Genomic DNA, 25,226 nt, shown 5'->3' with positions numbered 1-25,226 from the left:
TTTAGTTTGCAATTTTTAAGTGATTTTTAATATTTCTTTTTACATTTTTACATTGAAATTAAGTAAATTGAGTCACCTTAAATTTACAAGTTATGCCCTGGAATCCTGAAGTTTACAACCAATTTAAAAATATCCGTTTTAAGCCTTTTTTTGATCTTGCCGATCTCATTAGTGAAGAAAATCCGATGAAAGCGATCGATCTGGGATGCGGAACGGGCGAACAGACCGCCATTCTTTCAGAGAAATTTCCGAAGGCGACATTTATAGGGATCGATTCGTCTTCCGAAATGCTTGAAAAATCCAAAGCACTTGAAAATGAACGACTTCAGTTTCGACAAGCGACAACGGAAGAAGTTTTGGAAAGCGATGAAAACTGGGATCTTATTTTCAGCAATGCTGCTTTGCAATGGTCTGACAATCATCAGGATTTGTTCCCGAAACTGATTTCAAAACTGAATACTCACGGTCAATTGGCTATACAAATGCCCTATCAGCCGGGCAATATTCTTAATCAGATTTTGTTTGAACTGGCAGACGAGGAGCCTTTCAAGACACAGTTGAACAGCTGGAACCGCCCGTCTGCAGTGCTTACGATCGACGAATATGCGCAGATTTTGTTCGATAATGGGATCGAAAATCTGAATTTGTTCCAGAAGGTGTATCCTATCATTGCGGAAGATCATGAAACGTTGTTCAATTTTATTTCAGGATCGGCGCTGATCCCTTATCTGGAAAGGCTTGATGAAGAACAACAGTCGGTCTTTACAGCGGAATTTAAGAAACGTATTGCGGCCAGCTTTCCGAAACTTCCGGCAATCTATTCATTCAAAAGAATCTTATTGTACGGTCGAAAAATAATTAAGTAAATTCTTTATTCTCCTTTATTTCATCAACTCTTTTTGTAAACATAATGACCAAACCGAAAAGAGAAAAAAATGCTGTAATTACCGTAAAAAGTAAAGACGCAGAAACCGATACAGACGCATTGAAATTGAAATATCCGGAAGCCTGAAGGAATAAAAACTCCCTCACTCCGATTCCTGCAAAAGAAATTAAACTTAATATGGAACTTCCCAGAAATACAATCATGTAGATTAAATAATTTTCATTTAATCCTAAACTTTTAATTAAAAATAAAAAACATATCACTTGTAAAAGCTGTATTACGATTGAAATGAAAAATGTTTTAAAGAAGATTGGCGTATAAACGGGAAATAATTTTTTAACCAAAAAATAAGTCAGGGAAAACCCAGCAATCATCATTATTACCATTAATCCGATCCATTGTAATGGTAACAGAAATAATGAGAATATTAAAATTAAAACACAAATCGCCAACAAGCCACTGAGTCGGTCATTAAAAATAGCAGAAGTGATTTTTTTTAATTCCCAACCTAATTTTTTATTTAAAATATAAACTTTATAAGCATCCCCTCCTATTCCTCCCGGAATAAAAAAGTTGTAAAACATTCCCAGAAAATAAAGCTCAAGATTGCTTCTGAAACTGAGGTTAAAACTATTCGCTTTAAGATAAAAATCCAGTCTTTTTACCGATAAAATCTGAGAAGCCAAAAAGAAAAATGCTCCGAAAATCACATACAAAACGTGGACGGTCGACCATATTTTTGCCACCTCCCGAAAAGGGATTTTTTTAAACACAAAATACAGGAAAGCAATGCTAATGAGCACTTTCAGACCATTGATGAAAATCTTCTTTTTCCTTGAATCTGTTTTTCCCAAAATCTGTAATTTTTCTGACATTAAAAGGACGTTTGTTTTGAGATTCATAATACGTTTTCATCAGCATATCAACGACAATTCCCGTTGTAAACATCTGAATTCCAACAAAAACCAAAAGCACTCCCAAAACCAGCAAGGGCCGGCCTCCGATATGATGCCCCATTAATTTTACTATAAAAAGATAGGCATTAATGATCATTCCGAGGGTAAAAGCCGCCAATCCGATGTTTCCGAAAAGATAGATCGGTTTGGATAGATATTTCTGATTAAATAAAATCAAAAGCAGATCGTTGATCACCTTGAAAGTCCGGTTGATCCTGTATTTCGAAACACCAAATTGCCGCGCATGATGCCTCACCGGAATCTCCGCGATACTGGCACCGTTGAGATGCGCCATAAGACTTATAAAACGGTGATTTTCACCATATAAAGTAAGATCTTTTGCCGTTTCGTACCTGAAAACTTTTAAAGCACAACCCTGATCCGAAATATTAAGTTTTGTTGAGCTTTTAATAATAAAATTGGCAATTTTCGAAGGAATTGTTTTTAACGAAGAATCTTTTCTTTTCTGCCGTTTTCCTACTACCAGATCGTAATTACCGCGTTCGAGCAGATCCACCATTGCGGGAATATCAGCCGGATCATTTTGCAGATCGCCATCCAACGTAATGATGTAATCCCCTGAAGCATAATCGAATCCGGCCATCATTGCCGAGCTTTGGCCATAGTTCCTTTTCAGTTGGATCAAAACTACGTTGGGATCATTTTTTTCAATAATTTCTTTTACCGTTTTGTCCTTTGAATTGTCATCAACGAGGATGAGTTCGTACCGATAGCCCTTCATCGTTTCAAAAATCCGGTCGATAATGAGCCCGGCATTTCCTTCCTCATTATACATCGGAATCACCAAAGAGTAAAATTTTTTATAATCCATTTTTTTTATAGGATTTTTTTTAAATTTGCTTTGCGAGCGTTTAGTAAAAATATTAAAAACCTTATTCTTTCAGATGAACAAAATGTTACTAATCTCGCCTCGTCAATTACTTTTTCTTTACATTGGCTTTGCCCTCGTTTACATCTCCGGGCTCTTTATTCCTCTCATGGAAAATGATTCTGCACAGCACGCTTCAATGGCCATGAGAATGGTGTTAAACAATGATTTTTTCACCATTTACAAAGGAGAAAATCCTTATTTGGATAAACCCCATTTGCATTTCTGGCTGGCTGCGATTTCTATGAAAATTTTCGGAATAAATCATATTGCCTACAGGATTCCGGCTTTGCTGGCTTTACTTTTGGGCGTTTATTCAACGAAAAAATTAGCCTATCTGCTTTATAAAAATGAAAATACCAGCCATCTTGCTTCGTTGATTTTCCTTTCGGCACAGACTATCATTTTATCCGCTCACGATGTAAGAACAGATGCGGTTTTAACCGGGTTCATTATTTTTTCGATCTGGCAGTTTGTGAAATTTATTCAATCTCAATCTGTTACCTATGCGATTCTTGCCGGACTGGGAACTGCTTTGGCATTTTCGTCAAAAGGTTTGATGGCCTTTGTGATTATCGGGCTTTGCATTTTTTCTTACTTATTGTACTCAAAAGAGTGGAAGAAATTTTTTAACCTGAAAATCTTTTTCGCATTAATATTTTTTATAATCGGAATTACTCCTGTACTGTATGCTTACCAACATCAGTTTGGAGAAGAAGGAATTAAATTTATCTTATTTAATCAGAGCTTGAACAGGCTTACGGCGAATGGTTTTAAAGAAACAAGTCCGGATTACTTTTTCTTTTTCCATACCTTGTTGTGGGCATTTTTGCCATTCTCTCTGGCATTTTATTTTGGCGTTTTCGAAAAAACAGCTTTTTTCATTAAAAATAAATTCAAAAAAATTGAAGGCGTAGAATTTCTTACATTAGGCGGTTTTTGGATGGTGATGCTTATTTTTTCGGTTTCAAAATTTAAGCTTCCGCATTATTTAAACGGTTTGATTGCCGTTCTCGCAATCTTGACATCGGCGTATTTATTCGATATTTACAGACGAAACTGTATTAAAAAAATAAAAATTTTATACATTATTCAGCTGGTTGTTATCTTATCGGCTTTTGTCGGAACCGGTTTGCTGACCTATTTTTTCACGGGAATTCACAATATTGTCTTTTACCTGTTGTTTTGTTTGGTCATGATGTATCTTTTAGTTAAAATTTTCACGAAAGAAGATCTTTTTAAGAAATATGTTTTCATTTCGCTGATCTTTTCGATAGGTGTCAATATTTATCTTAATACTCAATTTTATCCTGTTCTTACGCAATATCAAGGCAGCTTAAAGATGGCTGAATTTGTAAATAAAAATAAGATTGATAAGGAAAAAATATTGATGCTAAAAGGATATGAACCTTGGGCTTTCGATTTTTATACCCGAAGAAATACACCGAGAGTGGATGAAAATACGTTGAAAAAAGGAGATTATCTCGTGATTTATAATGAACATCTGAATCTTGTGAAAAAGAATTATCAATTTATCGACACGGAAAATCATTATAGAATTACACGATTATCATTAAAATTTTTAAATCCCAAAACCCGTCCGGAGCAATATGAAAAAATTTCATTGATTCAGATTTTAGATTAATTTTTTCAACTACAAAAAACCATCTCTGTTTATTCTATTTCAAAAGAGGTAAAGGAATCCCTATTTTATAGACTTTATGGTAAGTTTTTAATTCGTTGTTTTCGCGCAAGAGTGTTTCAATATGTAAGCTTACATCTTCCTGTGTGTCAGGATTTGGATAGATAATCAGGCAGGAAATTTCTTCATCATCGATCTGAGGTTTCTGGGCTTTTACCTTCTTCAATCTTGCGTATCCTGCAACCTGTCGGATATCGTCGTGAATTGTTTTATAATTGTATTGAAGCTTGTATTTTGCATCTACCACAATTTTCGTCAGGTCTGAACAAATCAGGAAATCCAATGAATTTCCATAGGTAGAAAACTGATAATGAAGCTGCTCTGCTGAAATTCCTGGATTGTCTTTTAATAATTTGACGTAGACATACAGCTCAAACATTTTAGGCATATCAATCCAAAACGGCGGCGTGAAAGTCTCCTGCTGCACTGTTTTTGTAATATTGTAAGAGAATTTTTTTAATATCAATTCTCCCACTTTTACAGCTTCTTTATATTCTTTAAAAAACGGATTATGCTTTAAATTTTTAACATCATGGAGATTCACTTCATCACCGATCTGGTCAAATGCAGGACGGATATAATTCAGAATCCAATGGATATTTTGTTTGTTTTTAAAATAAGAAGAATCATTTTCTACATACTGAACACAAAACGAAAAAACCTTTTTCAAAAAACGGTTTTCGATTGAATTTTCACCAAAAACCTGATATTCACAAAGTGTATCTGTGAATCTGTTTTTGAAAACATTCTGCTTGATATTTTTGGCTATAAGAACTTTCCCTTTTGTTCTGCTTCTCAGGTTTTCTTCTACTTTATAATAAGATTTTTTCAACCCTTTTCTTACAATATCCTGTACAATTTTCAGAAAGCGGACAATCAAAAAAGGAGTCAGCAAATCCTGTTTCTGGGTAATTTTAATCTGTGCCGAATCCCAATCGATCAAAACTAATTTTTCCGTTTCTTTTGCGACTTCAGGATAAGACATGATCTCCATCAGCATCGCGATACAATCTATTTCTTTTTCGTAAAGATCATTAAAAATATTCTTTTCAGCCGCCTCATTTTCCTTTTCAATTAAGTATTCATCTTCCAGAGTTGTAAGATTTTCAAAACACTTATAAACGGTTGAATTGATCTTCGGTTCTACCCGAATGGTTCGATTTCCCTGCTGCCAAAACCAATCTACCCCTACAAAATAATTGGAGAAAACAGTAATGGTATCATCCTGTATTTTAACCTCATAACAATGATAATCCTTGCCTCTTTCCGTTTTAAATTGCCTTGTATTTATCGTATTCAGATCATCTTTTTGAGCAAATAACAAAGCGTCCGAGGAAGATATATTCTCCGGAAAATTTTCGTAATAAATACTCAGTGAATGTGAGCGATGTTCTTTTAATACGATGCCCATTACAACGCCTTAATATAATCTTCGATCTTTTGTCCTTCTACATTTCCCATTAAAATTCCGTCCTTTACGTACTCAAGAAGGATCGGTTTTATCTCATATTCCAGCCTAAAACTGAAATCGATCGGACTTTCTTTAATATTTTCACCATTTTCATCCTTTTCATAATGCTGAATGAAGTAAGAATGGCCTAATGATACATCTTTCGGATTAAATTCCCCCGATAAATTGGAAGAATGTGAAGTAAAATTATCCCTGGTAAACAGCGCTTTAACCTTTTTAAACAGATCGGATTTAAAATCATTACCCAATTCCACGAGATCCGTCGGCAAGACATCAACAAACGCGAAACGCCTTCTGATCGCATAATCGATGTGTCCGACGCTTCTATCCGCCGTATTCATCGTCCCGATAATATAGAGATTGGGCGGAAGCATCAGTTCGCGGCTGCCGACTTCATACATGCTGTCTACCGTTTCGCCCCTGTATTCGAGGGCATAAATCAGTTCGCCAAGGACGGAGGATAAATTCGCCCTGTTGATCTCATCAATAATCAATACATAATTTTTAAGATCTTCCGGAATGAACGGGTTATTTTTGTTGACATTAATGGAAATCAATTGCTGCTGAATCATGTAATAATAAGGATATTTCCCTTTCATGGTCAGTCCGAGTTTGGCTTCCTGATCCCTTAAATCAATAGGTTTTGAAATTTCGTTCCAATTATTGTATACTTTTTCCATATCGCTGAAAAGAATTTTATATTTAATCTCTTCACGATCCTGAAAATTATAAATCAATCCATCTTCTTTAATGGAAATAATTTGCGCCGTACTTTTTTCTCCGAAATAATATACTGAACCTTTATTGATTTCAGTGTTTATCTTTTCCAATAAGACGTTCAACTTATTCTGAAAGTTAATTTTATTCTTTGTTTTTCCAAGATGAGCTAAAAAATTATTTCTGGCTTCCTCGGCAAATTTTCCCAACGTTTTATTTTCAGCGGCATAAATAACGCCCTCTCCTTCTTCATTCGGTTTAGCCACAATACCCCTCACAAAATCCTCGTAAGTATAGCTTGGATGAAACTGCACCAATTTGAACTGCTCATGCTCCTCCAACTCTTTCAAAGAAGAAACGCCCAACAATTCTTTTGCAATAAGCTTCGCCTCCCTCGTCTTCCCTGTTCCGGGAGGGCCTTGAAGGATGATTTGTTTTTTGTATTTAAGGAGGTCTATTCTGCTTTCGATATTACTTTCACTCATATCATTGTTTTTTTCACCGGGAAAGTTGGATTGATCTAATAAATAATCGTACAACTGCCAAGGATAAGTCATTATCTCATAACCACTTTCACTTCCCATTCGTTTTTTAAATTCCTGGAACAAATAATAGCTGTTTTCAAACCAATCTGCTTTTATTTCCAGATTAAAATCTTCGAGTTTGGTATTCAATAAATGGATTAAATGACGTAATCGTTCTTCATTAACAACGGTACATAATAATTTGGGCTGAAGGCTCGCTATCAGGCGATTTGTCGCAGCTTTTTTATTAGTTCCCGTGTTTTTTCTGATTAAAGTTTTTATCTGATGGTAAGTCTCAAACAATGGTTTATCCTGACTTAATGAAATCTGTGCCAATAAAGGGGAAAGTTCAGCCCAGTCTTCTTTGATGGCCTCTTTCTCCGCATTGTTGAAATAGCCCTGTTTTAATGAAGAAACACACTGATCTGAAGAACGCATGAAAAATTCATAAAAAACTTCTTCATCCCATTCCTGCCAGTTTTTATTGGCTTTGGCTTCTTCAATAAATTTCGGAACAAAATTCTTATAATTTCCCCGCCATTCTTCCCAAATATCCTGTTCATTGATTAATTCTGTAAAATTCATATTCGATTATTAGTTTCTGAATTCAACGAAAAATGTTTTGTCTTTCAGGCACAATGATAATGATTTTTTTTAATTCTGGTTTACGGGAAAACGTAAAAAACGGATGATCATTTCTGATTATCCGTTCATGTTTAACTTTAAATCTTCTTTTAACCTTAATTATAACTCTTTATATTCGACTTTATTACTTTCAACTTCTCCAACAAACAGTTTATATTCTTTAAGCTTTTCTATTATTTAATCCTTTAATTCGATTTTATTGCTCTCAATTTTACCTTCAAAAAGCTCATACTTCTTTAGTTCTTGTTTTTGATCTTTAGTTAGATATTTATAAATTAAACTATTTATATTTAATGTTAAAGAAGCAAAATAATTTTTCCCAAATTCTAATTGATAAGAATCATGTAAACCATTTTCTGTATTAGTAATATTCCGTAAATTATAAATTACTGAAAATTTAATTTTATCTTTTGATTTAATTAAAAGTATTTTTTTTAATAAATAATAATTTATCTGCGCGGTAAAATCCTTTTGAATCTTATTTTTGGCCTGCCATTGTTTTATAACAAAATTATACTCATTTTGAATAGAATCTTTCTTATTTTTTATTTCTTCAAATTTAGACATATCAAAATAAGGTGCCCCTGAATTTGTTTTGATTCTCTTTTTGGAATTTTCATAAATATTTAAAGTAAGAGCAAAAAAGGGATAATCTTTGTTCCAATTCTTTTCCGTTATTCTATCACTATCACTATAATACCCTTGAAGAGACAATGTATCAAGAGGTATGGCAATATTTTTATCACTATCATTATATACCGTAACTTCAGCATTTTCCTTTTTTGAATCCAACTCCCAGGTAATTCTGATTTGAGTATAAAATTTAGTTGTTATAAACAACATTACAAATGTGAAATATATTTTTATAATCTTGTAAATCATTTTAAATTATTTTTTTTTGTACTGTAAATAATAGCACGCGCTCTGTTCAGTCGATTTATATATGGACTTAATCTATCAACCGTTTCTTGATTATAAAGTCCCCATCCACTTGGACCATAATAAAAAGAAGCAGCCTCAAAACCTGTTAATCCACATAATTTTGAATTCCCAAATTGCATTTCCCAGCCCAATCCATTTGATTCTTTATAAAGCCCAAATGTCGTTCGAAACGGTATACTAGTTTTATCTCCAAATTTCGTTATCTCAATAAATTCATTTTGAAAAAATCTATTATCAAATACATGGTTCATTTCATGTCCCAATGTATACGCAAAAAATAAAATATTATCTATTTTTGACATAGTAAGATAAACATATTTATCTACAGTTTCGGCAGGATGTTTACCTTTAGTATCTTCTATAAATTCTGCTTCTGTTATTCTATATAATTCTGTAAGAGAAGGAATATTAGTTAAAAGGGCTCCTAAATCCTTATAGCTTGCTTTAGTTTTTTCTGGATTTTTAAATCCTGCAATAACTAATTGTTGCCAAAGATTCAAACCTCCAATAACTTGTTCATAAGATTTAAGACTCCCATCCATATTAATACCTAATGCAGCCATAATACCACCAACTGTAGTACCTGACTTAAAACTGCCGCCCCCGCCGCCTCCAGATTTCCAATCTTTTGTATAATCATAGGGGATTATAAATTTATCAAAAGACCCCCATTCGGCTCTTCCTCCAGTTGCTAGATACTCTGCTGCACCTCCCGTTGAAATTCCTCCAATCATTTCAAGTCTTGCGTCAGGAGAAATCGCTTTTCTGCCATCAGGATCAATAAACATTACTGGATTATTTAGAGCATAATTGTAAGGACTAAATCTTCTTGACGATTCAGCCAGGGGATCAATCACACCCCATCTTGCAATATCACTCATATACATCCTTGTTCCATAATCACTCCAGCCCATTTCTTTTTGTAATTCCTTACCATTGTATCCGTAATTGTATGATAGATTTCCGACTGTTTGGTTATATCCTTCGTGTATTAAACCAAACGGATAGAAATTATTTTCTTCAATGATCTCCGTTCCTGAACCATTTTTGGTGTAGCTTAGACGCACGTTCCCTAAATGATCTGTATAGTTGTAAATATACTTATTATTTTCAAAATTGTAATAGCCTTCGGATGTTGGCACAAATTTCAGCTGAAAATTATTGGTGGGAGAAGTTCCAGCTAGTGGGTTCCAGTCGTACTCATACTGAAAACCATCCAGATAATCCGTTGTTTTATTTCCTAGAGCACTATTATAAGAAGGATCTTTATAGTTATGTATCTTTCTGACTTTTGTTCCATCTGCCCTGTATACATAAGTAGTATTTACATAAATTTTATTGTTCCTGTCCGGAGCGGCAAATTCATTAAACTTAACATATACGGGCAAGTCTAAAATATTATAATCAATCTTTAAAATACCTTTGTCGATATGATCTGTCATATTTCCATTATCATCATAAGAAATTAAGTTTCCTGAGGTATCAGGATAGCCTCGGTAGTTGGCAGAAATATCACTCACCGTATTCAACCTGTTTCCTGAATAGGTATAGGTAAGATTATCTATAAGCTCAGCAGTTGACGAAAATTGTCCTTTTGCATTTCTTTGCAATGAAGTGATGTTCCCTCCCAGATCATATTCTGCACTTTCGTTAAAGAATTCATTTTCTGGAATAGATGAGTTTGGTTCTGAGTAAACTCCTTTTTTTAGCCGATTTAAGGCATCATATTGATAAGTATATTTTCTTAACATATTATCCTGAGCCGTTTTCCAGCTTACTTCCGAAATACTTCCATTGTATTTTCCTACAGAAGAACTTGAAGGATTATAATAAGAAAGCGAATATCCAAAAAGATCTGTCCCAAGATTCGCCGGGTCATTCATTTTGATTGTTGCTCCCCTTAAATTGTAAATATAATCTATGCTTTGCAAGTTATTTCCGACCTTTTTATTGATAAGTTGAGAAAGGTCATTGTAGGTATTTTCTGATAGAAGTTCTTGAGGATTACTGTCTACCTGGTGCCATTGTTTTTTCAAACGATTTTGGCTGTCATATTCAAAAGTCTGGGTAATTACTTTTTCGTTATCAGAAGATAACCTTTTATGATATACCTTTGAGAGTTGAGAAACTCCTGCAAAATCCAAAGAAGATTCCGTTTTCGTATAGCCTCCTAAATGGTTGATCGAGTGTGTTCCAATTGCTCTTGCTTTGATGTCATACCATATGTAGTTTTTCGTCCAATTATCATCCTCAATATTCTTTACATAAGAAGCAGTAGGAAGGTTTTTGGTATTCACTACATCTCCCATATTATCCCCAATTGTATTTTTACCAAGAATCTGTGAGGGTCTTGCTGGGCTTCCTGCGGGATAGGTGTCGTAATAATTAACCGTTAAAACCTGCGCTAGATTTCCCGGAAGTGTTCTGTTCGTATAATAAATGGGCATTCCGCTTACTGTAAAAGAACCAACACTTCTTATCTCAAAAGTATAGGCAGCAGCTGTTAAAGCAGTTTGCAAAGTGAGTCTAGTTCCGGTGTTATTAGTTACACCTGTTAAAACAACCCTTCCGTACTGGTCATATTTAGTAAGCAGCCATTTACCCTGAGCTTTGAGGTTAGCATCCTGACTCATTACCAATTGATTTGTTTTGTCATACACCATATATTCCCAGCCCTTTCCGGGAAGTTTTTTTTCTACCTGTCTGCTTTTACTGTCATATTTATACTGATAACAGAGATCATCTAAGGTTGTTGTTGAAATTGATGGCAGAGCAGAAGCCAATGGAGGAATCACATAAACCAACTGCTCATATTTGTTATAAATATAATAAGTGTCTGCATTTTGGGTACCACTTACTTTTTTTCTGACTAGAATAGTTTGTCCTTTCCCATTTTTGAATTCTATGGTTTTATTCCCATCTTCATTCGTTACAGAAGTTTTAATGAGTTCTCCTGCATTATATGTTCCCGAGATGGAAATAGTGTTATTCGTCGCTTTATCTGTCCATGAAGTAGAAACTATATATTTTTTTACATCGTTTGCTATATTCATTTCATATTCATAGTTTTGAGAATGCCCCTGATAATCTATCCCCGGCTTGGTCTGTGAAAGAAGTTTTGCAGAGGGTGAATTTTCTAAAACAGATTCAGCATAGAAATACAAATCAGTTCCATATGTTTGGGAAGCATTGGATTTTGGATCTGTATAAATTGCTCCGTTTTGGGTTCCTGACTGTGGAATAGGAAGATACGATTTTAACTGTCTCCCAAAATTGTCATATTCAACAGGGGTTACAATATCCTTTCCGTTTGGAGAACCTTTGATGTTTATTACCTGTTTCGATCTTCCTAGCCCATCTGAATATTCTACCGCTTCTGTCTTTTTACTGCAATCTTCATTCAGGCAGTTTTTGGTGTAGATATAGTTTTCACTCGTTGAAAGTCCGCTTGTTTGTGCATAAGATAATCCCGCTACAAACAATAGGCTCAATATTTTTAATTTTCTTTTCATTTTTATTAGTGTTTGTAGTTATATTGGTTTTCTTTCAATACCTGTCCATCACTGTTTTTTACTTTCAATAATCTTCCAGCTGCATCATATTCATATGATTTCTTAATTCCGTTGGAAGAGATAGTATTGGTAATTCCTACCAGAGGATCGTATGTATTAACAGTCATAGAATACCCCTGAAGCTGTGAAGCAAGGCGAAGATTTTGAAGCGCAGTCAATAAAGCACCTTCATTTGCCGGATTATCCGCATCTGAATTGGAAGCGCTAATTGCTGCAGTTACAACAGATAAAGAAGAAATATCATTGTATTTCACCCCAACAATCTGCGCAATAGGAAGTGTCTGATAATATCCCCAGATTGTCGTAACGCTGTTTCCTGATTTATCAGTAGTCTGTACAAGATTTCCTTTATTGTCATAAAGATCATAAGTTATCTGTGTTTCAGAAATCTGATCAAGGTCTGTTGACTCTAAGGCAGTAGGATAAAAATGACTAGAGTTTCCATAAACAGTCGTCGCTTTGGAAAGGGTTATTCCATTGGATTTTGTTTCTACTTGCAACGGTACGGAAATCATATTGGCTGTGATAAGATGAGAATCACTCAAGTCTTGTGCATATTTAGTACTTACCTCATTAATATCTCCATTATTCGTCGTGATTTTCGAAAGAATTTCCTGAAAATTATTAGGGCTGAATGTGGTTTCCTTCATTGTCTTGTTAAAAGATTGTCCTAGATATGAGATGGAAGTATCTTTTATATATTGGATCCACGAGGGAACAGATGTAAAATAACCCATATTTTGAGATTCTGCTCCGGGAACTTCTTCAAAGGTATAATCATACTCTGAAGTTTCTATCAACTGATTTTGAGAATTATATGTATTCTTTTTTTTCAGAATTCCTTGAGAAGTCAGATTGTAATAATAATAAATTATGTTACCGGAAAGGTCTTTATAATCCTCAGGAGTGTCAAAATAATAATCGATATATCCATTACTTTGATTTCCTGATATTTCTTTTTCTCTTACATTTCGATATAGTACAAAACCATCCAGGTCTGCTGCCAATGAAGTGTTTTCATCAGCGAACTGATAACCAGAAGATGTAAGAGGATCAGTGAATAGATTATATTCATAAACCTTTTCTTTTTGTATATTATCATCATGATCAAAATAAGTAATTCTCTTAATCCTTGCTCCAATTTGTAATGGGTCGTAATTTTTGTATGGTTTTGGCAGACTCTTAAGTTGAATGATAGCAAAATTTCCTGTTCCACCCCATAAATTTATTTTTATAGTATATGTACCTGGTGGTAGTTTGTACATTTTAGTAAAAATATTATTACAAGGTGAGTTCTCAACTTGCATAGTAACATTATTTGAGTTCAATACAGAAAAGCTAAAAGGATAAGGATCTCCATGAGTAGTTGTCAGTCCATAATCTAATCCATCAAGTCCTTTTCCTATTTTGACTGGATAGGTTTTGTTGCTTGCTCCACTAACATTGAAGGTATACGTTCTGCTAATATTGGTATCAAAATCAAGACTGTCACTGATATCATAATATTGAAATAGTGGTTCACTAAATATATTTGAAGTAGTATAATCTTCAGTAGTTCTATCTGTATACACTTCACTCGCTTCAAAATCATAAACGACCGATCCTCCAGTTGGAAAAATAATTTTCTGCAACAAGCCGATAACTTCCTTTTTAGGACTCATATATGGATTTTCATTAGAACATATATCATCTCCGTACAAATCTGGATTTTCGGAATAACCATATTGAGTATCAGAACCCGTTTCATTATAAAAAAATTCTGTCTGTTCTTCTAATACATTATTAGAATCCAATTTTTGAAGTCTATATAAGCCTAATTTTGATCCAAGTGTTGCTATTGGAGTATCAAATGAATAGGTTGTCACCAAGCCAGGTATATTACCTTTAATAAACTTATATTTTGATATCATCTTCCCTGAGTTAGATACTAATGAAATATTGTTAATGGTATAAAAATCATTATTATAATTATTTGTGTTATCTAAATAAAGATCATAATCGTATTCAAATTTAATTTTCCCTTTAGATGTGGTGATGGTATTAAGTTTACACAGTTTATATTTAGGAATATTTGGAGTATTATCAATGTACCTTGTTTTAATGTCATAGCTATATATGATAATATCTGTGTTATCCGCTTTTTTAACACTTGTGATGACATACGATGATCTTTGAGTTTTAACACCATAAGGGATTCCAGGTTGACTCCAGGAACTGATATTATAGTTATCAAAAAGATATTGATAGCCTTTATCGTCCGTAATCTTAAAAGAGTTAATAATAAGTTTTGTACTACTTTCATCGCGCGTGAAATCAATTTTTATTTTTTCACCTGTTAGATTTTGTAATTTCAGATAGCCACTAAGCGGATCCTTATAAATTATAAATTTACCACTATGCCCCGGAATACTATAATAAAATCGGTCAGCATTAAGTTTTGTCAAATCATTGATCTCAGTATATTCGTTGTTTTTCGAATAAGTTTCTTTTGAAATCATGCTTCCTTTGAATAAACTCCATCCTGCACCAACTTCACTTGCTGGCACAATAGCCTTAGCATTATAGGGGTGGTAAGATAATGATAGAGATAGAGGAAGGTTTGCATCTGAGGTTTCTAACTGGTACAAAGGAATATTAATAGAAGGAATGCCCATAGCGGGGGATACACTTGCATTTACATAATTCTGTAACGAAGAGCTTGTGGGCTCAGGAGTAATAATTGTTTGAGCCTTCAGATTAAAGCTTATAAAAACAATTGTTATAAGAATATTAATTACATTTTTCATAGTTATTTCTTAATCAATTTAGCATTCGCAGTTTTATTTGTATCTGTTTTTATAGTGATGAGATAAGCTCCCTGAATTAAAGGCTGAATATTAATCTTAGTCACTTTATTCTTGGTTTTCAAACTTTGAAGTTGTCTTCCTGACATATCATACAACAAAATCTCGGCTTCCTTGAAATCAAAACCTATTTCTACATAAGCATAGTCTGATACCGGATTAGGATAAATCTTAATATCCTGTTTTTCAATCAACTGATTAATCTGCTTATCACCCAGTTTTACAATCTTCCAGTTTTCTTTTCCTAATTCCTCTGCACTGGTTCCTGCAAGGATGATCGAGCCGTCTCTGTTTAATTTAATATCAGACAATCTTTCCTCTTTCTTTCTGGTCTCACCTTTTACATGTTTTCTCCACTGTTCATTACCATTTTGATCAAGATATAACATCCAAAAAGTCTCATCATCATTTTCAATTCTGCCTTCCGCTTGCGTGTAGCCACCTAACAAAATTCCTTTTGACTTCCCGCTTCCATCTTCCATCATCCCGCTTATCACACTCATTCCCATTAAAACATCTCTGTTTTTGAAATTGTAAGATTTTTGCCAGATTTCTTCTCCTCTTTCATCGAGTGAAATCAACCATAAATCTGTTCCTTCTTCGATTCCTACAGATTTATTTCCAGACCTTTCCGATCTTGATTCTCCGCCGATTAAATATCCTGTTGATGTTAGAGCCAAGGTTCTCAAATGATCATCACCTTTTCCTCCAAAATTCTTTTCCCATTCTACTTTCCCGTCTTTTGAAAGTTTAATGATCCAATAATCACCTTCACCGAAATTGTTGGTCGATTTTGGATAACGGGATGCGGGATTCGAGGTTTTATTGTCGGAATTTTGAACTCCTGAACCCGAACCACGAAACTCGGAACTCCTTGAATATACTCCCAATAAAGCTCCACCATCCTTTGTCGGAATCATTTTCTCTACTTCATCCAAACCTTTTCCACCTAAAATAAGTTGTGATAGCTCTTTGCCATTTTTATCCAACCTTACAATGAGAACATCCTTTGAGCCGTAACCCTTCATTTTAGAGTCCTGAGCGGAGACGAAGGATCCGGCCACAAAAAATCCGAAATCTGTGGTTTGAATAACAGCTCTTGCTTCTTCATCGGCCTGAGTTCCGATTGTTTTCTGCCACAATTCATCCCCGAATTCATTGAGTCTAATCAGCCAAATATCTGTTCCTCCTTTAGAATCGTCTTTTTTATCCAATCCTTTTCCTGAATAAGAAGTTCCTGCCGCTAAAAATCCACCCTCCTGAGTAGCAACAGTAGCCGACAAAAAATCATGATTCTGACCCGAGAAATATTTCTCCCAGACTTCCTCTCCTTGCTGGTTCAATTTTATAAAATGATAGTCGTAGCCGTTATTCTGCTTACTTCCAGCTCCCATCTTCTGGCCTCCAGCCTGAATCGAGCTTCCTGAAATAAGATATTGCTGATCGATAGTTGTCGTAACCTGACTTAGAAAATCCTGCGTCGAGGATTTGATGTCTTTCTGCCAGACTACTTCCTGAGCTGAGACTCCCAAGATTGTGCATAAGAAAAATGCACCAGTATAAAATTTCTTCATACCTAGTGTTTATTTGAATTTTATTAATTATTAATTTTAAATCGCTGCAAAATTATCTCTTTTACTTTATGTCAGAAACATTTATTACATAGATTTAATGTGAATATTATCACGTTTTTATCTATATCTGTTTTAAATTTCCCCGATTCAAAGATAGATTCGCAAAACGACAAAGTATGTCGTATTATATTAAGGATGCAATTTTTTGCATTGGTGTTGGAAACGAAGAAAAAATTTTGTCTTTTTTTATATTCTCCCAAAACATCAATTCAACTATTTTTCTTTATTACAGCAAACTACAAAACAATTCCCACCAAAAAGTGATTTAACACTAAATATAAACGCTTTTTTTTGTAAATTTCAACACAAATAATTTTACCACTTCACAAATAAAAAAATATGCAAATTGACACCATTTATCAAGCTATCAAAAACTGGAAAATTCTGATTGATTCCTACAAAAACGGAAACGATGAAAGCGGGAAAGAGATCATGAAATTTTTGAATCAGGGATCTCATTTTTCTGTCGAAGGAACGGAAATTAAAGAATGGAAAAAACGCCTTGAAAATGAATCGGATAAAGCAATCCATGTTTATATGGGCATTGATAACAACATCCTTAAATTTTTCCTGATCGATTCTAAAAGCGATGCAGATGCAGATTTTAGCTATATCGTCGTAAAAGAATTCAACCGTATACCTCCTGAAAGTCCTGTAAATACCTCTGCAGAATTGGTTTCAGGGCCGCCTATCACTTCAGAATCTGCCATTTACCGCAATTTCAGGTTCAATATGTATTGCAGCGCATGGCTTACAGCTCAGAAGGCAGAGCCCTTCCGCATTATTTATGTTCCGTTTGACGACTATGAAAGAATGCAGCTTACAGATGATCAATCCTGCACATCATTCTTCGGACTTACCAATGAAACGGAAGAAAACAATCCCATCGAAGATTATCACATAGAAATCATTACCGTAAAAGATATCGGGGTCAACAGCATCAGCCAGACTGCAGAGAACTATTCTACGCCGCGCCCTCCGTTTACAGCCAATGATCCTATCGGAGATTATCAACTATTGCTGAAGAGTGATGCCCACGTATAACGAGCTTTCATTTTACCTACAGTTTACCATCAATCTTACCCTGCTCACCGGAGTTGCCCTGTTTCTGAAACGCGGAAAACAGGTAAAAAAACTATTGCTGATCTTTCTTTTGGGTGAGTTTGCATTAGAGCTGTCGGATCTTGTATTCCGGTTGTTGAAGGTGAATACTGTGAATATTTATATTTATCCCATAAGTCAATGCTTTGGTTTATTGATGATGACTGAGATTTATAACAAATATTTTTTTAAAATTCCCCGGTCTTTAAAATGGATAATCTATGCTTTTGCAGGCTTGTCATTAATCATTAATTTCACTTATCAACAAAATACAGAATCAGTTACTTTTTATTCAAACATCATTACCAATATTTTCATCTGCAGTTTTGCGGCCGTGTACTTTCTGAATGTGATCAGGAAATCAAGAATCGACAAAACCTTATTTATCGTCAACGTTTTTATCTTTTTATTTTTCTCGATTGAAAGTATAATTTCAACGACTTTTAATTTTTTAATTAATAATCATCTGGAATGGGTAGCGCCCGTCTGGCTTTTTAGAGGCGTATTATTATGGTTCTTTTATATTGCTTTTATTAACCTGGGATGTCGCGCGGGGAAAATGAAAGTGTGGTAACACTATGGATATGGATAGGTATCGGGCTATTGTTCTTAACCACCCTATTTATAACATTATTGATTGCCAGTTATACAAAAAGCGTCAAAAAAAACAAACAGAAAGTCATGCAAATGGTTCGGAATACCCAATCGGAATGTTGGGAAAACACCCTTTATCTGCAGGAAAAAGACAGGGAAAGACTGGCGGAAGAGCTGCATGACAACATCATCTCCCGCCTGAACCTCATCCGGCTGAATGCCCATTATAAAAATATGAATGAACTGAATCTGGATTTAAAAAACTCTATGCAGCTTATCCGGGAACTGACACATAATTTAACCCCTCCCGATCTCAGTGAGATTGATCTGACAGACTTACTTATAGATTATCTCGAACAGGTAAAAACAAATATTAAAGTAGATTTTTATCCATTAATTGTAAACGAAAACAGTATTAATAATCAAATAAAACTCAACACGTTCAGGATCGTTCAGGAACTGATCAATAATACTTTAAAACACGCTAATGCTTCATTAATAAAGGTTTATTTAAGAATTTCAAGACAATACCTCATTCTTATCGTTGAAGATAACGGAAGTGGATTTAATGCAAAAAATCAGGCCACAGGAATAGGTTTGCGAAGCATTCAACTGAGAACAAAACAGATAAAAGCCCATTATAAACTAAAAACCCAACCGCAAAGAGGAACAAAATACATCTTCTTTGTCAATACGATACAACAATAAACATGGAAAATTTAAAAATTAAAATCGGCATCGTGGATGATGACCTGCTATTTGTACAGCTTTTAGAAAATTATATCAATACTAGTGAACATTACGAAGTGGTATTGACCTCAACCGGCGGACATCATTTTCTAAACGAAACAGAAACAGATTTACCGGATATTCTCCTCCTGGATCTCAGAATGAGCAATGGCGACGGGCTTGAAGTCTTGTCTGCTTTATCCCAAAAAAACGCCGAAACCAAGATCATTGTGCTGTCTAGTTTTTACCGGCGGTCTTTTATGGGACAAATGCTGAAAATGGGCGCTCATGCTTTTTTACCCAAAGAAATTGAGATGGAAGAACTTTTGAAGGTGATACAGGCGGTTTATCATCATGGGCATTATTTTTCCGATGAGCAGATCGATGTGATGCGAAGCCAGCTCTCGAATAAACTCCCGGAATTTCATTCCTACTCCAAAGATGCCCTTACAGAAAGGGAAATTGACGTGCTAAAACTGGTCTGTCAGCAATTGAGCACTAAAGAAATTGCAGATATTCTATTCATTTCTCCAAAAACGGTGGAAACGCACAAAACCAATCTGATGATCAAAACCTGTGTAAAAAATATGGCGGGGCTAGTAATTTATGCCGTACAGAATAATATTGTAGATGCCAATGAGATTGTGTTGTTTGATAAATAGTTACTCCGTATACCTTCGAAAATTAAATAATAGAATATTGAAGCTCATCATTCCCTTAAACAGCTTACTGCCAAGCTGTTCATTAAACCCTGCAAAATTATTTTTCCCAAATCCTATGAACTCTGAATACACCTTCCCATCTTCTTCAAAAACCCTGATCATCACATATCCTCCTTCGAAAAAGTGTCCTTGCTTGGCAAAGTTGATCAGCATCATGGTTTTATCATCGTGTGATGTTTCTACCGGGCCGCCAAATATTGCCGTAGCCCTGCCGCCCTGAGTTCTTGGGCCTAGAATTTGATTATTTCCACCTCTGATGGACATGGGAACAGTCTTGATGCTGTTAGCCTTTAAAAATTCGTAAAATGCACGCGCATCCAGTCCGGATTCAACTTTTCCTACTAATTGTATCTCAGAATAAAAATGTTTCCGCTTATCTATGGATAGATCTAATTTTTTCCATACACCGTGTACAGCATTCATTATCGGAGTTCCTCTGTATTCGCGGATATATTTTTTTTCTTTTTCCCAAGACTTTTGATAGGCATATTGAGCAGATCGCAACAAAACACCGTATAAGAATACTCTCATATTAATTTTATTTTAAGTTAAAAAAATTTGTAATTATTAAAAAAAGTCAGGGAGAACTGTAACCTTCTCCCTGATAAAAAAAATCTAAAAAACACACTGAGAATTAAGAAGGATTCAGCATTTGTGCAATAGAAATTGCATCTGCTACCGTATCCAGGCTGTAGATCTGCATTACACCCTGAGTAGTGGCTGCCTGACCTAAAATATTTTGCTGATTTTGATTATTTACTGCATTTTCAAACATAATTCCTGTCGAATGTGCAGCGGTTTGATACACGTTGCCTAAAGCGATTGCAGGAGCTTCTGCCACTACTTTTACGTTGGTCTGTGTAACTGCGTCTGTAATTTGTTCATTAACTACTGTTGCCATAATTGTAATTGTTTATTAAAGTTTGGATAACCGGTTTTTCCGGTCATGGTTATTGTATACTTGTTGATTTGATTTTAAAAAACAACCGGAAAACAGCTCCGGTTGCTGAAATTATTTTGTTCTAAAGTAAAATGCCGGATTATGAATTAGGATTCAGCATTCTAGCGATAGAAATTGCATCTGCTACCGTATCCAGGCTATAGATCTGCATTACCCCTTGAGTGGTGGCTGCCTGACCTAAAATATTCTGTTGGTTTTGCGTATTCACCGCATTTTCAAACATGATACCTGTTGAGTGCGCTGCTGTCTGGTAAACGTTACCTAAAGCAATTGCCGGAGCTTCTGCTACCACTTTTACGTTCGACTGCGTTACTGCGTCTGTGATTTGTTCATTAACTACTGTTGCCATAATGATTTTGTTTATTTGGGTTTAAAAACAACCGGATTTTCCGACTGTATGGTTTATTTTTTATATTATTTAGAAATGAATTTAAGGATTCAGCATTTTAGCGATAGAAAGTGCATCCGAGATGGTATCTACGCTGTAGATCTGCATGGTTCCCTGCGTAGTTGCCGCATGGGTAAGGATGTTTTGCTGGTTTTGGATATTCACCGCGTTTTCAAACATGATTCCCGTAGAATGGGCCGCCGTCTGATAAACATTCCCTAAAGCCATCGCCGGAGATTCTGCCACTACCTTCACGTTGGTCTGAGTTACCGCATCTGTAATTTGTTCATTAACTACTGTTGCCATAAATGATTATTAATTATTAAGTTTAAAAAACAACCGGGCTTTCCGGCCATTACTTTTCTGTTTTTTAGTTCAGAGAAAGATTTTTTTAAGTATTAGGATTCAGCATTTTAGCAATAGAAATAGCGTCTGCTACGGTATCCATGCTGTAGATCTGCATTACTCCCTGAGTAGTCGCTGCCTGTCCTAAAATGTTTTGTTGATTCTGAGTGTTCACTGCATTTTCAAACATGATACCTGTTGAATGTGCAGCCGTCTGATAAACGTTGCCTAAAGCCATTGCAGGAGCTTCGCCTACCACTTTTACGTTTGATTGTGTTACTGCATCTGTAATTTGTGGATTCACTGTTGTTGCCATAATTGTAATTGGTTTTTTTTGAGATTTACTCTCGGTTAATAAATTATTTGATTGTTAAACTAGTTTTTATATTGATTTAATCTCCGCAGACGGTACGCTGACAAGATTTAAAAGCACTGTTTCAGGCTAATAAATTGATATTGGATCGTAAGTGTGACTCTTGGTACAATGGTTGAAAATCGTGACCCGTATCATCTGCGGGAGCTTAAAGGATGGTTTACATAAAGGATGCGGCGAAGATTTTTTACTATTCATTAAAATCAATTCCTTCTGCAGGTATGCTGTAAATATTACCGTGGGCTGAAGAACGCATTTCTAAAAAATTAATTGTGCATTCACAGCATCTAAAAGACGATGCAAAAAAAATGTTGACCTAAATGTATATGCTGAGGGCACCGGCTTTTGTCTCTGCAGGGAAGTGTGCCGCATCCGTAGTTGGCTACCGCTGAAAATTAAAAATCAAAACGGCTTTTTCTCAACATCATCAATTCTTTTTTCAGTTTCTTGGAGCCAATTTTTTTAATCCCCATCACAGAATTGCTCAAGCCGATCAACGAATCTCTGTGCTGATTCAGTACGGATTGCTCATACATTAATCCTGTGGAGTGGGCATTTACCTGCATAGAAATTGCGGTGGGCACTGTGGGAGCCATCCCTACAACTTCTGTGTTGATGTGATTCTGATTGTGTATCATAACTATTAATTTTTTGGGTTAAAGATATTATTTACGGATATTGGCAAATCTTGCTTGCAGCTTGTTCATTCTTTCTGCGATCTTCAGTTCTTTCTCTTTTATTTTTCCTTTGGAAGCTTCCTGAAGCTTTTTCAGCTGATCTTCGTAGCTCAACGGAATCGGGCTAGCTGCTGTTGCGGCCACCGGAGTCACCTGCTGATAAGCTTGCTGCTGTTTCACGGCTTCTTCCAGTTTTTCGAGTAAAGGGGCTAAAGATTTGAGGGTTTCCTTCGTTGCTTTGTCTTTGATATAATTGATGATTTCATCTTCATGGGTGATAACAAACGGCATGACATCTTCCTGATCCAGGATGGTATTCTCTTCATCTATCAATTCATCATCTGCTTCCAGGATGGCATCTTCTGCCGCCAGCAACTCTTTCATTATCGGTTCCGGATCCGGAACAACAGGAACAGGAGGTTTCACCCGTTGATGTATGGGTCTGCGCATAGATTTTGTTTTTAAAGATTAATAATTGAAGATTGTTCTTCAAAAAAAGACGGACCTATATCAGATAGCCTATAAAAGCTCCCGCTGCAGTCCAGTCACGGTTGAGATCCTGGATCACATTGCTTCCTATGATTTCTATCGCAATACAGCCCGAAATAGCATTTGCTGAAATCATTTCTTTCAACTGATCCGGAGGAAGGTTAAGAATATATTCATCCGGGATTACGGGTAATTTGCCGGTATTCGAAGGATTTTCGTTTACTACAATACTTAGGATTTCCTGGAAATAATGGGCAATTAATTTAGATCCCTGGAATTCAAGTTCTCTTTTTAATTCCACAATTTCACTTGGGGTAACGAGATCAGAAATTCCATTTACATCCACATCGTGCACGGAATACATAGCTTCCCCGGTATTGGATGCCGTGATGGTAATATCTGTTTTCAGGACACATTTTGATTTTTCAAGGTTTACGGTAAGAAGTTTTGAGTCAATTTCCGGTTCTGCAATATCACTCAGCGTATTCAGCGGAAGAATCCTCACATTACAGAAGAACGTCTGATGCTCTTCCAGCTTGAGCATGATGATCGCAATGCCCATAGATTTATCCTTTGGTTCTACCACAAACGACTGATAATTGTTGTATCTCTTTCCTTTATTGGTACAGATTACCTGTCTTACGAGCGGCTGTATATTAATATCGGATGTTGCCAGGCTGAATACGGCACGGTCGCTGTTATTTTCCGGTTTTTTGGCACTGAAATAGGCATTATCGCTATTTCTTTCCAGATAAAGGCTTTCGTTGATTTCCTTTAATGAACGTAAATTTAAAATTTTCGCAGGTTTTGTTTCGTTTGAATAATTCATCTTCTAATTTTTTTTAATTGATCGATTAGTTTTGTTAATATTGATTTTTTCGATGATTCGCTGGTATGTACTTCTGCAGGAATTACCGCTTCTTTTATTTCAGGTTTTACGAGTGGCTCTGTTAGTTTGACTGATTTTAATACCAATTTTCCCCCATTATCAGCCGAGATAAAGTTTTTTTTCACACTATCATCTTTGTTTTCCGGAATTTCTTCCTTAGCCGGTTCGGCTACTCGTTTTTTTTTTCGGGATCCTCAGCTACAGCAGAAAAATCGGTATAAGGGGGAGGATTTTGCGTTCCGCTGGGATCTGCCGGATAAAGAATACTGGGATTATAGATGGCACCGGAAATTTTGGTCTTCGCTTCGGCATAATCGCTTACGATTTTAAATAATTCCCGCATCATTTCATTATTTCCATTCCCTGCGCCGAATTCCTGATCTTCTTCAATGGATTTATCTCCGCCATTACTGCTACCATTTCCGTCCTTATTTTTTTTACTTTTCGGTCCACTCGGTGATCCGTAGGTCAGTAAATTATTGGCCAATCGGCTCAATGCAATAAGTCCCACCTGTTCAAAACCTTTTAAAAAGGACTGTAAATCCTGAACCATCATTCCTGCTGACTGCTCTATCATTACTTTTGCAACTCCGCCCATCGGAGAGGCTGTTGGCGGTGACAGCACTTCGGCGTTTACAAATTCTACCGCTTTTTCTGCCGGAGTCGTGGCTACTGCCTTCGTTTCCTTTGCTTCACTGTTGTTCTCATCCATTGTGGTAAAATTTTAGGTTATCCTTTTAAAATTTTAATGGCATCGGCAACAATCGCGGGGTTGAGCTGATTCAGGTTCTGCTGATTGGTCACCGAGTTCTGAATGGAAATTCCGCTGGCGTGCGTGGCCATCTGATAGAGCATACTCATAGCCTGTGCCGGAGATTCGCCAAGCACGGTAACATTGGTCTGCGTAACTGCATCTGTAGTCTGATTGTTTACTGTATCTGCCATATATTTTGTTTAATTGGTTATTATTTTTAATTTTAGACATCTTATTCTCAAAGACGCCTTTCAATTCTCAAGTCAATATTTCATAGCATTTAAAATCTGACCCGAACAATAGATTTCGTTATCTCTTTTGTCTGATACAAATTTCTCGAATCAAAACAATTCAACATTCAGGGAAAAAACTGAATTTTAGAAAATAAGGGAATTCTCCCAATGGTGAAATTTTACCTACAAT

The 25,226-nt window shown here is 35.6% G+C and carries 25 protein-coding genes; 6 read left to right on the top strand and 19 right to left on the bottom strand.

The genetic code is table 11. The features are described from left to right. The first annotated feature begins 92 nt into the window (after nt 1–92). Nucleotides 93–866 carry a methyltransferase domain-containing protein gene (locus tag BMX24_RS03505; protein WP_089790682.1) on the top strand — a complete coding sequence of 258 codons (774 nt, stop codon included), beginning with the start codon at nt 93–95 and terminating at the stop codon, nt 864–866. Here BMX24_RS03505 and BMX24_RS03500 read toward each other — a convergent pair. Both BMX24_RS03500 and BMX24_RS03495 read right to left on the bottom strand, forming a co-directional pair. Further along, nucleotides 859–1,761, bottom strand: coding sequence for a lysylphosphatidylglycerol synthase transmembrane domain-containing protein (locus tag BMX24_RS03500; protein ID WP_170835649.1), 903 nt, complete (start codon nt 1,759–1,761; stop codon nt 859–861). The genes BMX24_RS03505 and BMX24_RS03500 overlap by 8 nt on opposite strands. After that, the gene (locus tag BMX24_RS03495) at nt 1,679–2,674 is read right to left on the bottom strand and encodes a glycosyltransferase family 2 protein (protein ID WP_089790680.1); all 996 of its coding nucleotides are present in this window, start codon (nt 2,672–2,674) and stop codon (nt 1,679–1,681) included. Before BMX24_RS03495 ends, BMX24_RS03500 begins: the two co-directional genes overlap by 83 nt. A 73-nt stretch (nt 2,675–2,747) precedes the next feature. Between BMX24_RS03495 and BMX24_RS03490 the strand changes: the two genes are divergently transcribed. Then, complete coding sequence (locus BMX24_RS03490; protein WP_089790679.1) at nt 2,748–4,376, top strand: ArnT family glycosyltransferase; 1,629 nt, start codon at nt 2,748–2,750, stop codon at nt 4,374–4,376. Nucleotides 4,377–4,410: 34 nt separating this feature from the next. Here BMX24_RS03490 and BMX24_RS03485 read toward each other — a convergent pair whose 3' ends face one another. The 6 genes from BMX24_RS03485 to BMX24_RS03460 all read right to left on the bottom strand — a co-directional run bounded on the left by BMX24_RS03485 (nt 4,411) and on the right by BMX24_RS03460 (nt 16,721). After that, entirely contained in the window at nt 4,411–5,844 is a 1,434-nt protein-coding gene (locus BMX24_RS03485) for a 5-methylcytosine restriction system specificity protein McrC (RefSeq protein WP_089790678.1), read from the bottom strand. Next, on the bottom strand, nt 5,844–7,730 hold the full coding sequence (locus tag BMX24_RS03480; protein ID WP_139176716.1) for an McrB family protein: 1,887 nt from the start codon (nt 7,728–7,730) through the stop codon (nt 5,844–5,846). Before BMX24_RS03480 ends, BMX24_RS03485 begins: the two co-directional genes overlap by 1 nt. Nucleotides 7,731–7,967: 237 nt before the next feature. Next, nucleotides 7,968–8,672, bottom strand: coding sequence for a hypothetical protein (locus BMX24_RS03475; protein ID WP_089790677.1), 705 nt, complete (start codon nt 8,670–8,672; stop codon nt 7,968–7,970). Then, entirely contained in the window at nt 8,669–12,244 is a 3,576-nt protein-coding gene (locus BMX24_RS03470; RefSeq protein ID WP_089790676.1) for a DUF6443 domain-containing protein, read from the bottom strand. The genes BMX24_RS03475 and BMX24_RS03470 overlap by 4 nt, the downstream gene beginning before the upstream one ends. A gap of 5 nt (nt 12,245–12,249) precedes the next feature. Beyond that, nucleotides 12,250–15,090: an RHS repeat domain-containing protein gene (locus BMX24_RS03465; RefSeq protein WP_089790675.1), complete on the bottom strand. Its 2,841-nt coding sequence runs from the start codon at nt 15,088–15,090 to the stop codon at nt 12,250–12,252. A gap of 2 nt (nt 15,091–15,092) precedes the next feature. Beyond that, nucleotides 15,093–16,721, bottom strand: coding sequence for a T9SS type A sorting domain-containing protein (locus BMX24_RS03460; RefSeq protein WP_089790674.1), 1,629 nt, complete (start codon nt 16,719–16,721; stop codon nt 15,093–15,095). A gap of 399 nt (nt 16,722–17,120) precedes the next feature. Here BMX24_RS03460 and BMX24_RS03455 point away from each other — a divergent pair, with 399 nt between their 5' ends. The 4 genes from BMX24_RS03455 to BMX24_RS03440 all read left to right on the top strand — a co-directional run bounded on the left by BMX24_RS03455 (nt 17,121) and on the right by BMX24_RS03440 (nt 19,867). Continuing rightward, nucleotides 17,121–17,825, top strand: coding sequence for a hypothetical protein (locus BMX24_RS03455; protein ID WP_089790673.1), 705 nt, complete (start codon nt 17,121–17,123; stop codon nt 17,823–17,825). Continuing rightward, nucleotides 17,812–18,456, top strand: a complete 645-nt coding sequence (locus BMX24_RS03450) for a hypothetical protein (RefSeq protein ID WP_089790672.1) — start codon at nt 17,812–17,814, stop codon at nt 18,454–18,456. Before BMX24_RS03455 ends, BMX24_RS03450 begins: the two co-directional genes overlap by 14 nt. A gap of 113 nt (nt 18,457–18,569) precedes the next feature. Next, nucleotides 18,570–19,184, top strand: coding sequence for a sensor histidine kinase (locus BMX24_RS03445; RefSeq protein ID WP_170835648.1), 615 nt, complete (start codon nt 18,570–18,572; stop codon nt 19,182–19,184). A 2-nt stretch (nt 19,185–19,186) separates the two neighbouring features. Next, nucleotides 19,187–19,867: a response regulator transcription factor gene (locus BMX24_RS03440; RefSeq protein WP_089790670.1), complete on the top strand. Its 681-nt coding sequence runs from the start codon at nt 19,187–19,189 to the stop codon at nt 19,865–19,867. Here the strand turns inward: BMX24_RS03440 and BMX24_RS03435 are convergent, their stop codons facing one another. The 11 genes from BMX24_RS03435 to BMX24_RS03390 form a co-directional block, all read right to left on the bottom strand. After that, complete coding sequence (locus BMX24_RS03435) at nt 19,868–20,458, bottom strand: hypothetical protein (RefSeq protein ID WP_089790669.1); 591 nt, start codon at nt 20,456–20,458, stop codon at nt 19,868–19,870. Between the two features lie 103 nt (nt 20,459–20,561). Then, complete coding sequence (locus BMX24_RS03430; RefSeq protein WP_027381246.1) at nt 20,562–20,828, bottom strand: RebB family R body protein; 267 nt, start codon at nt 20,826–20,828, stop codon at nt 20,562–20,564. 139 nt (nt 20,829–20,967) lie between these two features. After that, nucleotides 20,968–21,237 (bottom strand): RebB family R body protein, encoded by a 270-nt coding sequence (locus BMX24_RS03425; RefSeq protein ID WP_027381245.1) that lies wholly within the window; start codon nt 21,235–21,237, stop codon nt 20,968–20,970. 81 nt (nt 21,238–21,318) lie between these two features. Beyond that, complete coding sequence (locus tag BMX24_RS03420; RefSeq protein ID WP_089790668.1) at nt 21,319–21,582, bottom strand: RebB family R body protein; 264 nt, start codon at nt 21,580–21,582, stop codon at nt 21,319–21,321. Nucleotides 21,583–21,667: 85 nt separating this feature from the next. Further along, on the bottom strand, nt 21,668–21,937 hold the full coding sequence (locus BMX24_RS03415; RefSeq protein WP_089790667.1) for a RebB family R body protein: 270 nt from the start codon (nt 21,935–21,937) through the stop codon (nt 21,668–21,670). A gap of 452 nt (nt 21,938–22,389) precedes the next feature. Then, complete coding sequence (locus BMX24_RS03410; protein WP_089790666.1) at nt 22,390–22,632, bottom strand: RebB family R body protein; 243 nt, start codon at nt 22,630–22,632, stop codon at nt 22,390–22,392. Between the two features lie 27 nt (nt 22,633–22,659). Beyond that, nucleotides 22,660–23,121, bottom strand: coding sequence for a hypothetical protein (locus BMX24_RS03405; protein WP_139176711.1), 462 nt, complete (start codon nt 23,119–23,121; stop codon nt 22,660–22,662). A 55-nt stretch (nt 23,122–23,176) separates the two neighbouring features. After that, nucleotides 23,177–23,989 (bottom strand): hypothetical protein, encoded by an 813-nt coding sequence (locus tag BMX24_RS03400; RefSeq protein ID WP_089790664.1) that lies wholly within the window; start codon nt 23,987–23,989, stop codon nt 23,177–23,179. After that, nucleotides 23,986–24,174, bottom strand: coding sequence for a hypothetical protein (locus tag BMX24_RS20985; RefSeq protein WP_139176708.1), 189 nt, complete (start codon nt 24,172–24,174; stop codon nt 23,986–23,988). The genes BMX24_RS03400 and BMX24_RS20985 overlap by 4 nt, the downstream gene beginning before the upstream one ends. Before the next feature lie 44 nt (nt 24,175–24,218). After that, entirely contained in the window at nt 24,219–24,761 is a 543-nt protein-coding gene (locus BMX24_RS03395) for a hypothetical protein (protein WP_089790663.1), read from the bottom strand. A gap of 17 nt (nt 24,762–24,778) precedes the next feature. Further along, nucleotides 24,779–24,994, bottom strand: a complete 216-nt coding sequence (locus BMX24_RS03390) for a RebB family R body protein (RefSeq protein ID WP_047400697.1) — start codon at nt 24,992–24,994, stop codon at nt 24,779–24,781. Nucleotides 24,995–25,226: the final 232 nt, after the last annotated feature.

This window comes from Chryseobacterium wanjuense (assembly GCF_900111495.1).
GTDB classification, from domain to species: domain Bacteria; phylum Bacteroidota; class Bacteroidia; order Flavobacteriales; family Weeksellaceae; genus Chryseobacterium; species Chryseobacterium wanjuense.
The sequence above is the reverse complement of the archived record's forward strand: the minus strand, read 5'-3'. Positions and strand labels throughout refer to the sequence as shown.

Excerpts from the sequence above, each read along its gene's own strand:
- BMX24_RS03505 (WP_089790682.1), top strand. The coding sequence starts at position 93 with ATGCCCTGGAATCCTGAAGTTTACAACCAATTTAAAAATATCCGTTTT.
- BMX24_RS03500 (WP_170835649.1), bottom strand. The coding sequence starts at position 1,761 with ATGTCAGAAAAATTACAGATTTTGGGAAAAACAGATTCAAGGAAAAAG.
- BMX24_RS03495 (WP_089790680.1), bottom strand. The coding sequence starts at position 2,674 with ATGGATTATAAAAAATTTTACTCTTTGGTGATTCCGATGTATAATGAG.
- BMX24_RS03490 (WP_089790679.1), top strand. The coding sequence starts at position 2,748 with ATGAACAAAATGTTACTAATCTCGCCTCGTCAATTACTTTTTCTTTAC.
- BMX24_RS03485 (WP_089790678.1), bottom strand. The coding sequence starts at position 5,844 with ATGGGCATCGTATTAAAAGAACATCGCTCACATTCACTGAGTATTTAT.
- BMX24_RS03480 (WP_139176716.1), bottom strand. The coding sequence starts at position 7,730 with ATGAATTTTACAGAATTAATCAATGAACAGGATATTTGGGAAGAATGG.
- BMX24_RS03475 (WP_089790677.1), bottom strand. The coding sequence starts at position 8,672 with ATGATTTACAAGATTATAAAAATATATTTCACATTTGTAATGTTGTTT.
- BMX24_RS03470 (WP_089790676.1), bottom strand. The coding sequence starts at position 12,244 with ATGAAAAGAAAATTAAAAATATTGAGCCTATTGTTTGTAGCGGGATTA.
- BMX24_RS03465 (WP_089790675.1), bottom strand. The coding sequence starts at position 15,090 with ATGAAAAATGTAATTAATATTCTTATAACAATTGTTTTTATAAGCTTT.
- BMX24_RS03460 (WP_089790674.1), bottom strand. The coding sequence starts at position 16,721 with ATGAAGAAATTTTATACTGGTGCATTTTTCTTATGCACAATCTTGGGA.
- BMX24_RS03455 (WP_089790673.1), top strand. The coding sequence starts at position 17,121 with ATGCAAATTGACACCATTTATCAAGCTATCAAAAACTGGAAAATTCTG.
- BMX24_RS03450 (WP_089790672.1), top strand. The coding sequence starts at position 17,812 with ATGCCCACGTATAACGAGCTTTCATTTTACCTACAGTTTACCATCAAT.
- BMX24_RS03445 (WP_170835648.1), top strand. The coding sequence starts at position 18,570 with ATGGTTCGGAATACCCAATCGGAATGTTGGGAAAACACCCTTTATCTG.
- BMX24_RS03440 (WP_089790670.1), top strand. The coding sequence starts at position 19,187 with ATGGAAAATTTAAAAATTAAAATCGGCATCGTGGATGATGACCTGCTA.
- BMX24_RS03435 (WP_089790669.1), bottom strand. The coding sequence starts at position 20,458 with ATGAGAGTATTCTTATACGGTGTTTTGTTGCGATCTGCTCAATATGCC.
- BMX24_RS03430 (WP_027381246.1), bottom strand. The coding sequence starts at position 20,828 with ATGGCAACAGTAGTTAATGAACAAATTACAGACGCAGTTACACAGACC.
- BMX24_RS03425 (WP_027381245.1), bottom strand. The coding sequence starts at position 21,237 with ATGGCAACAGTAGTTAATGAACAAATCACAGACGCAGTAACGCAGTCG.
- BMX24_RS03420 (WP_089790668.1), bottom strand. The coding sequence starts at position 21,582 with ATGGCAACAGTAGTTAATGAACAAATTACAGATGCGGTAACTCAGACC.
- BMX24_RS03415 (WP_089790667.1), bottom strand. The coding sequence starts at position 21,937 with ATGGCAACAACAGTGAATCCACAAATTACAGATGCAGTAACACAATCA.
- BMX24_RS03410 (WP_089790666.1), bottom strand. The coding sequence starts at position 22,632 with ATGATACACAATCAGAATCACATCAACACAGAAGTTGTAGGGATGGCT.
- BMX24_RS03405 (WP_139176711.1), bottom strand. The coding sequence starts at position 23,121 with ATGCGCAGACCCATACATCAACGGGTGAAACCTCCTGTTCCTGTTGTT.
- BMX24_RS03400 (WP_089790664.1), bottom strand. The coding sequence starts at position 23,989 with ATGAATTATTCAAACGAAACAAAACCTGCGAAAATTTTAAATTTACGT.
- BMX24_RS03395 (WP_089790663.1), bottom strand. The coding sequence starts at position 24,761 with ATGGATGAGAACAACAGTGAAGCAAAGGAAACGAAGGCAGTAGCCACG.
- BMX24_RS03390 (WP_047400697.1), bottom strand. The coding sequence starts at position 24,994 with ATGGCAGATACAGTAAACAATCAGACTACAGATGCAGTTACGCAGACC.